This window comes from Aquisphaera insulae, from assembly GCF_011064615.1.
Classification (GTDB): Bacteria; Planctomycetota; Planctomycetia; order Isosphaerales; family Isosphaeraceae; genus Aquisphaera; species Aquisphaera insulae.
The window spans coordinates 37,796-45,400 of record NZ_JAALJH010000077.1; the positions used below are offsets into that span (position 1 = coordinate 37,796).

General features: G+C 69.0%; 7 protein-coding genes. 5 read left to right on the forward strand and 2 right to left on the reverse strand.

All coding sequences use genetic code 11. The features are described 5' to 3' along the window. Positions 1-22: 22 nt before the first annotated feature. The 5 genes from G6O54_RS28560 (at position 23) to G6O54_RS28580 (ending at position 5,137) form a co-directional block, all read left to right on the forward strand. Positions 23-568 (forward strand): RNA polymerase sigma factor, encoded by a 546-nt coding sequence (locus tag G6O54_RS28560; RefSeq protein ID WP_250847144.1) that lies wholly within the window; start codon positions 23-25, stop codon positions 566-568. Positions 569-618: 50 nt separating this feature from the next. Further along, complete coding sequence (locus G6O54_RS28565; protein ID WP_165231233.1) at positions 619-1,383, forward strand: hypothetical protein; 765 nt, start codon at positions 619-621, stop codon at positions 1,381-1,383. A 5-nt stretch (positions 1,384-1,388) separates the two neighbouring features. After that, entirely contained in the window at positions 1,389-3,218 is a 1,830-nt protein-coding gene (locus tag G6O54_RS28570) for a hypothetical protein (protein ID WP_165231236.1), read from the forward strand. Positions 3,219-3,329: 111 nt separating this feature from the next. Beyond that, complete coding sequence (locus tag G6O54_RS28575; protein WP_165231239.1) at positions 3,330-4,235, forward strand: PP2C family protein-serine/threonine phosphatase; 906 nt, start codon at positions 3,330-3,332, stop codon at positions 4,233-4,235. Positions 4,236-4,522: 287 nt separating this feature from the next. Further along, a complete protein-coding gene (locus G6O54_RS28580) occupies positions 4,523-5,137 on the forward strand; it encodes a TMEM175 family protein (protein WP_165231242.1) in 615 nt (204 codons plus the stop codon). A 394-nt stretch (positions 5,138-5,531) separates the two neighbouring features. Here G6O54_RS28580 and G6O54_RS28585 read toward each other — a convergent pair whose 3' ends face one another. Next, complete coding sequence (locus G6O54_RS28585) at positions 5,532-6,338, reverse strand: SAM-dependent methyltransferase (RefSeq protein ID WP_165231245.1); 807 nt, start codon at positions 6,336-6,338, stop codon at positions 5,532-5,534. Between the two features lie 535 nt (positions 6,339-6,873). Further along, complete coding sequence (locus G6O54_RS28590) at positions 6,874-7,278, reverse strand: hypothetical protein (protein WP_165231132.1); 405 nt, start codon at positions 7,276-7,278, stop codon at positions 6,874-6,876. Positions 7,279-7,605: the final 327 nt, after the last annotated feature.

Below are 7,605 nucleotides of genomic sequence, written 5' to 3' on the forward strand. Positions count from 1 at the left end.
GCCAGGGCGTGCAGGCTATCGCATGACAATGGACGACCCCGCGCTCGTGAAGGCGATCCGATCGGGCGACGCCCAGGCGACCCGCCTGCTGGTGGAGCGTTTCCACGGGATCGTCTTCGGCCTCTGCTACCGGATGCTCTGCCACCGCCAGGACGCCGAGGACGTGACGCAGGAGACCTTCCTGCGAGCCATCCGGGCGATCTTCGGCTTCGACCCCGAGCGGCCGATCCGCCCGTGGCTGCTGGAGATCGCCGCCAACCGCTGCCGGACGACGCTGGCGGTCCGGGCCCGACGGCCCAGGCTCGCGCCGGTCTCCGAGGCGAGCGGGCACCCGGACCGGAAGGCGGGGGTCAGCGACCCCGACGACCTCGGGGCCGAGCTGGCGGCCGCCATCGACCGACTCCGGCCCGAGTATCGCATGGTGTTCCTCCTCTACCACGAACACGACCTGGCCTACGACGAGATCGCCCGCAGCCTGAAGCGGCCGGTCGGGACGATCAAGATCTGGCTCCACCGCGCCCGGGCGGAGCTCGCCGAGGACCTGACACGACGAGGGATCGGCCGATGAGTCGCGGCTCGACTCGGACCTGCGAGCGACCAGCCGGAAGGGAACCCCTCATGGATTGCCCGGAATTCGACCGCCGATGGGATGTCCTGCTCGACGCCGAGACCGCGGCCGGCGCCGCGGGAGCGGGCGAGCCCGACATCGATCACGACCTGGCCGGACACGCCGCGAGCTGCCGGCGGTGCGGCCCGATCCAGGCCCGCAACCTGACCCTCCGGCGGGCCCTCCGGATCTGGACCGCGACCTGCCCGGCCCCGCACCCGTCGGCGGCGATGGTCGACCGGATCATTGCCTCCGCCTCCGCCACGCCGAGCTGGTCGGAACGTGGCCGCATGCTCCCGCGCCGCTGGCTCGACCTGGGCGTCGCGTCGGCCATCGCCGCGTCGCTCTTCGTCGGCGTCTCCCTGGTCCCCCGCCCCTCGCCCCCCGCCCCCGGGCCGTCGCCGCGAGGACCGCACCTGGCCGAGGCCCTGGCGGGGGCGACGTCCGCGACCTGGGGGCTGGCCCGAGCCACGACCGGCGAGGCCGCCGAGTTCGGCCGCCGGGTCCTCGAGGCCGCCGGCGGCGGCGAGGATCGGGGCGGTCCGGACTCGACCGGGGATCTCGCGGTCCTGCCCGAATTCCCGGACCTTTCCTCCGCCTCGGCGGAGCCGATCGAGAATCAAGGCCTCGGCTGGTTGCAGGACGTCGGGGAAGGGCTCTCGACGAGCGTCCGGCCTCTCTCCACCACCGCGGAGCGGGCCTTCGGCTTCCTCCGCGTCCGCGCCGCCGGCCGGCCGGCCGCGCCCTCCTCTTCGACCTCTACCAAAGGAGCCTGACCCGAATGCGCCGCCGCTGCGATCTCCCCCACGTCGGCCCGCGAGCGAGCCTCGCGGCCGCCTTCATCGCCGGCCTCTGCCTGTTCGTCTTCCCGCCGACCGAGATCCTCGCCCAGGATGTGCCGGCCGCGCGTGGGTCGTCGAAACTGCTGGAGCTGATCCCGCCCGACAGCGGGCTGGTGCTCACGGTCGACGACCTCCGGGCCCAGTGGCAGGACCTCGCGGCCACGAAGATCTTCGACTCCCTCTCGAAGACGCAGCTCGTCCAGGGCTGGCTCCGCTCCGACAAGCTCCAGGAGCTCCAGGCGTTCCGGGGACAGGTCGAGCAGATCCTCCAGCTCACCCTCGAGGAGCTTCGCGACGACATCCTGGGGGACGCCCTGGTCCTGTCCCTCCACCTCCCCCCCGAGGCGACCGATCCCAACCTGGCCCGCGGGCTGGTCGTCCTCAAGGCGAAGGCCCCGGAGAAGCTGTCCAGGGTCATCGAGGCGATGAATGAGGGGCAGCGGAACAACGGCGAGATCGCGGCCGTCGCCCGCCGCAAGCACGGCGACGTCGAGTTCTCCGTCCGAGAGTTCCCGTCCGGGTCGGGAAAGCTCGACGAGGCGTACGTCTCGTGGCCCGACGGCGTCTTCGCGCTCTCCAATTCCGAGGCCCTCATCCGCGAGGCGATCGATCGCAAGGCCGGCAAGTCCGTCGGCTCGTCGTCCAAGGGCGACAAGCCGGCGCTCGACCGATTCCGCGAGGTCGATCGGCGACTGCCCGATCGGGCGCTCGTCCGCGCCTTCCTCGATGCCCGGATCGTGGAGCGATTGCTCCGCAATGCCCCGCGTCCCGAATCGCCGGGCGAGACCGCCCTGCGGAAGTTCATTGAGGCGCATGACGCCGCGGGCGCGACCCTGAGCGTGAACGCCCGGGGGCTCTCGATCCGGGTCGCGGAGTCGTTCGACGCGAAGAAGCTCGCCGCGATCGCCGGCCGCCTGCCCGGCGCCTCGAAGCCGGCACGGATCGGGCCGCTCCCGGAGGGCTCGCTCGCGGTCGCGGCCTTTCAGGTCGATTTCGCCGGCCTCTACGAGGTCTTCCGGCGAGCGCTCCCGGCGGCCGAGCTCGCCCGGGTTGAGAAGATCGAAGCCGTGGGCCGGGGCGTCCTCCTGGGCCACGACGTCCGCACGGACGTCCTGCCCCGGATCGGCCCGCAGGTCACCCTGGCGGCCCGCGAGCCGGCGAGCTGGGACCTCGCCGGCAAGGCGGACCCGGTCCTCGCCGGCAAGTCTCCGCTCCCGCTCTCGGTCTCCCTGGAGCTGGGCTCGAGAGAGGTCGTGGACGCGATCGACAACGCCATCCAGACCGCCCTGGCCGCGGTCTCCCTCGAGCCCCGGAACCCCGGCGGTAAGCCATGGGCCGCGGTCTCGGAAGCGTCCGGGATCAAGGTCCGGACCCTCTTCCCGACGATCCCCGCCGCCTACGCCGCGGACCGAGCCGGCCTTCGGCTCGTGATCGGGAGCTCCGCCGAGGCCGTCGAGCGGGTCCTCGCCGCGACCGCCTCGGCCGGCTCGGCCACCGGCCGTTTCCACCGGCTCCAGTCGGCGGAGTTCCCCTCCGCCCACTCGTTCGCCTGCGTGGACCTCGCGGCCGTCCATGCCGCGATCGCCGCCCACGGCGACGCCATTTCGGCCCGGCTGGCCACGGGGACCCATCCGAGGCAGTCGGCCGCCGCGGATCTGGCGCGGATCGATGAAATCCTCGGCCTGCTCGACTCGGCGTCCTGGGCCGCTCGGTTCGACGCCGATCCGGCCGCCCTGATCCAGGAGCTCCGCCTGGTCCCGCGGCCCTGATCGCCGCCACCTCGTCGGGAACCGTCGGGACCCGCCGATCGCGGCACGTCGTATGCATGGCAGGCACGCGTGGTAAAGTCGGCCAGCCCACCGTACGCCGAGGTGCCTGCCATGAGCGTCGCCGTCCAGCCCGGGTCCGATGAGGCCGATACCGGCGAGTTCCCGACGTTGCCAGGTCCGGTGCGAGCTCGGACCGAGGTCAGGTTCGCCGGCGCGACTCATCCGGGGAAGGTGCGAGACCGGAACGAGGACCAGTACCTGATCGCCAAGCTGGCCAAGTCGATGCGGATCTGCGGCTCGAGCCTCCCCGACGCCGAGACCCTGAAGTTCTCCGACGAGGAGGGTTACCTCGTCGTCGTGGCCGACGGCATGGGGGGGGTCGCCGGCGGCAAGGAGGCGAGTGCCCTGGCGATCCGGACCGTCGAGTCCTTCGTCCTCGACGCCCTCAAGTGGTTCCTCCACGGCGAGGGCCACGAGCAGTCGACCCTGAGCGCGGAGCTCCGCCACGCCCTCCAGCGTGCCGACCACGACATCCTCCAGAAGGCCGATCGGGAGCCTCGACTGCACGGGATGGGGACCACGCTGACGGTCGCCTATAGCGTGGGCGAGGACATCTTCATCGCCCACGCGGGGGACTCGCGCGCCTACCTCTTCCGGGACGATCACCTCGAGCGGATCACCTCGGATCACACGCTCGTCCAGCTCCTGGTGGACCACGGGGCCCTGTCGCCCGAGGACGCCAGGGAGCACCCGAGGCGCCACGTCATCACCAACGTCGTCGGCGGCCCGAGCCCCGGGGTGCAGGTGGACATCCAGCGGCGGAAATTGAATGATGGTGACCTCCTGCTGCTCTGCACCGACGGGCTGACCGAGGAAGTCCCCGAGTCCGAGATCTCCACCATGCTCGCCCGCGCGACCGACCTGAACGCGACCGTCCACGGCCTCATCGACGCCGCCCTGACCAAGGGGGCGAAGGACAACGTGACCGCCGTCCTGGCCCGCTATCAGATGAAATGAAGACGGCACAAGACGGATTCCAGGGGCTGACTCGTCCTGAAGTTCCAGGAGGTGAGTTCCGGGCCGCTTGGCAGTCGGCACAGAGCTGCACAGTGGAGTGGCCCTGGTGGAAGCGCAGCGACACCACGGTGAGGCGAGCTGTTGCGCCAGACGGACTTTGCTTCGGGGCCACGGCGGTCCCGTGGTGTTCCACCACGGCCACGCCGAGGCTCTGCGTGGCTACCAGAAGTGCCCGGAGTTGCCGTCGCGATCAGAGATCGTGTCCCCCCTGGAATGCATCTTGAGCGATGAAGAAGAGCCGCCTGGAAGCCTTCAGCGACGGCGTCGTCGCCATCCTGATCACCATCATGGTCTTCGACATCAAGGCCCCCGCCGGCGACGGCGCGGAGGCCCTCTGGTCGGTCATGCCGCGGATCCTGACCTACGTCCTGAGCTACGTCTACCTGGGCATCTACTGGAATAACCACCACCACATGCTCCAGATGGTCGACCGCGTCGACGGCGCCAGCCTGTGGGCCAACCTCCACCTCCTCTTCTGGCTCTCGTTCTTTCCCTTCGCCACGAGCTGGCTGGCGTCGAGCGGCTTCGCGCGGTTGCCCGCCGCCTCGTACGGCGTCATCCTCCTGATGGCCGCCATCGCCTACACGATCCTCCAGTCGGCCCTGATTCGCTGCGAGGGCCGCGATTCCTGCCTCCGCGAGGCGGTCGGGGACGACCTCAAGGGGAAGCTCTCGATCGTCGGCTACCTCGCCGGCATCCTGGCCGCATTCGTCAGCCCGTGGATCTCCCTCGCGTTCTACGTTGCCGTCGCCCTCCTCTGGCTGATCCCCGATCGACGGATCGAGTCCAGGATCGATTCCCACGCCCGGTCGGCCGGCACGCACCTCTCAAACGAAGAGTGACCGCAGCGTGGATCGGGGAATCTCCAGGCTTCAAGCTGGGGCATTCCGAACAGGACTTCCGGATATCGGGCGGGCGGCCTCGCTCCCGAGAAATCGGCACCGTCCCAAATCCTGAGGGCGGTTCAGGACACTCCTGGCCGCTACGCAGGGTCTCCGGGTGGCCGTGGTGGAACACCATGGGACCGCCTCGTCCCCGGAGCAAAGTCCGTCCGGCGCAACAGCTCGCCTCACCGTGGTGTCGCTGCGCGTCCACCACGGCCACCCCACTGCCGCTTTGTGCCACCTGTCAAACGCCCCACGCCCTGCCTCCCAGCAATTTGAGACGGTGCCGAGACATCCGGATGACCCGCTCGCCCTCCGCCCGGCGCACGGTGCTCCGATCGGCTCGAGGCGATCACTCGGGCTTGCGGCCGAGGTAGGCGAACCGCGACAGCCGCCGATCGCTGGTCAGGCGGTGGACGGTGGCGAGGAACCGCTGGAGGCCGGCGAACGTCTCCTCGCCTTCCAGCCGGATCAGCTCGGCGGAACAGAGCTGCCGCGCCGCGTGCCAGCGGTGCGAAACCTCGACCTCGTTGTCCGTGACGTCCTCGGCCCGCACCAGCTCGAATCCCGCCTGGCCGATCAACCGCTCGTTGACGCCGGGAGGGCAGAACTCGAAGTAGCCCGTCGAGCTGCGGGTGGCCAGTTCCTCGTTGGTGACCAGGCCGGTCATCACGACCGGGTCGGTGTAGAGCATTCGGCCGCCCGGCCGAAGGACGCGACACCACTCCCCGAGTATCCGCCCCCGGTCGGGCAGATGGCACATCGCGTCCATGCAGACGATGGCGTCGAACGAACGATCGGGGAACGGCAGCGGCTCGCGGACGTCGGCCCGGCGGAAGTGGACCCTGTCCTCCAGGCCGGCCTGTCGGGCGAGGGTCAGGCCGGCCTGGATGCCCGCCTGATTGACGTCCACCCCCGTGACGCGGCAGCCGGCCTCGCGCGCCAGGAAGAGGGCCGGGCCACCCGAGCCGCAGCCGACATCCAGGACGTGGTCGGCGGCGGCCAGTTTCAAAAGCTGGAAGAACCGCCGGTACTCGATGCCGGTCACCCAACTGCTCTGGCCGAAGTCCTCGCCGTAGGTGTCGCGGCGGACCTGAGTCAGGACATCCTCCGCGAAGTTCCCGTAAGCCGTGCCGTACAGGTCCACAGTCGGAGGCATGGTTTTCTCCGCACCGATGAGCGATCGTCCTGCCCGAGGGGCCGATTGTATCAGCCCGGCGTGACGACGGCAGATAGCCGGGCCCAGGATAGGTGTCAGGGCCCAGGAAAGGCGACGGGCACCGACATCAGCACATTGGCATCGTCCCGACACGGTGAGAATTCGGCTCCCGAGGGGTGACAGCCGGCATGGCCCTGCAAGCCTGGGTGACCACGATCGTCAGATCGTGGCTCGGACGGGCGAAGCCTCCAGCCTCGCACGTCAGTGCGATCCGCGGGGCAGGCCGTCGCTCGCTCGAAGGCGGTCCCGGTCGCGATCAACGGCGAGACGCTCGGAGAACTGCCTGTCGCCGACATCTTCGACTGAGTTCCGGGACATCGCAGCGGCCGAGTGCAGGTTCTCCAGACACAGGACAAGAGGGATCCTGCGTTAATCTGCTAATCACCGATCATGAACCAGTATGACCCCGTTGGCATTCAGTGTCGGCGGCCCCGGCATGCACCAGATAGGGTCGACCCTATCTGACAGGGGGCAGTCAGACGGTTCGAGGAACGAAGTGCCGCTCAGCGACGTTCTTCAGGATCGCCCGCCCCGACACGCTATCGTCACCGGGGGACGGGGCGAGGCCATCGAGTTCCAGAGGTCGCAAGCCGTCGACGCAACTGCCGTAGTCCTCGAAGATGACGACATGGAACCAATCCTCGTAGAGCAGACCGCATCCTGAGAGGTCATCGGCTGAGGCTGGGGAAGTGCCGCACCAGTCCATGAGCCCGCAGTAGAAGAGGGTTCGGCGGCCAGTCGAGTGAGGCCAACAGGTTGCCAGGATGCGACCGCAGGCGAAACGGCCATCAGAGAGTCGGAAGGAGAAGAACTGCCCAGGGAGCAGGTTGGCGGTCGATCTCGGCACGAACGGATAGCTGATCGGCCTGTCCGATGACATCAAATCCCTCGCAGCCTTACGACCTAGCCCAGCGGCCCCCCGGCTGGCCGAGCGAACGTCATTATACTTGACCCCTTATCCGCCCCTCAATAAGGCTCCTGACCCCTTATCCGCCCCAATAAGGCTCCTGACCCCTTATCCGCCCCACAATAAGGCTCCTGACCCCTTATCCGCCCCACGGTTGAGAAGCTTATGAATGGTCACTTGTCATCTATTCCTGAGTATAACATCAAGAAAGGGAAAGCCCGGGCTGAGTATGCAAGTGGCAGCGGCAATTGAAGCTCCATGCCCTCCAAAAGAGGCTCATCCGGCCGAAGCGCGCGCCGA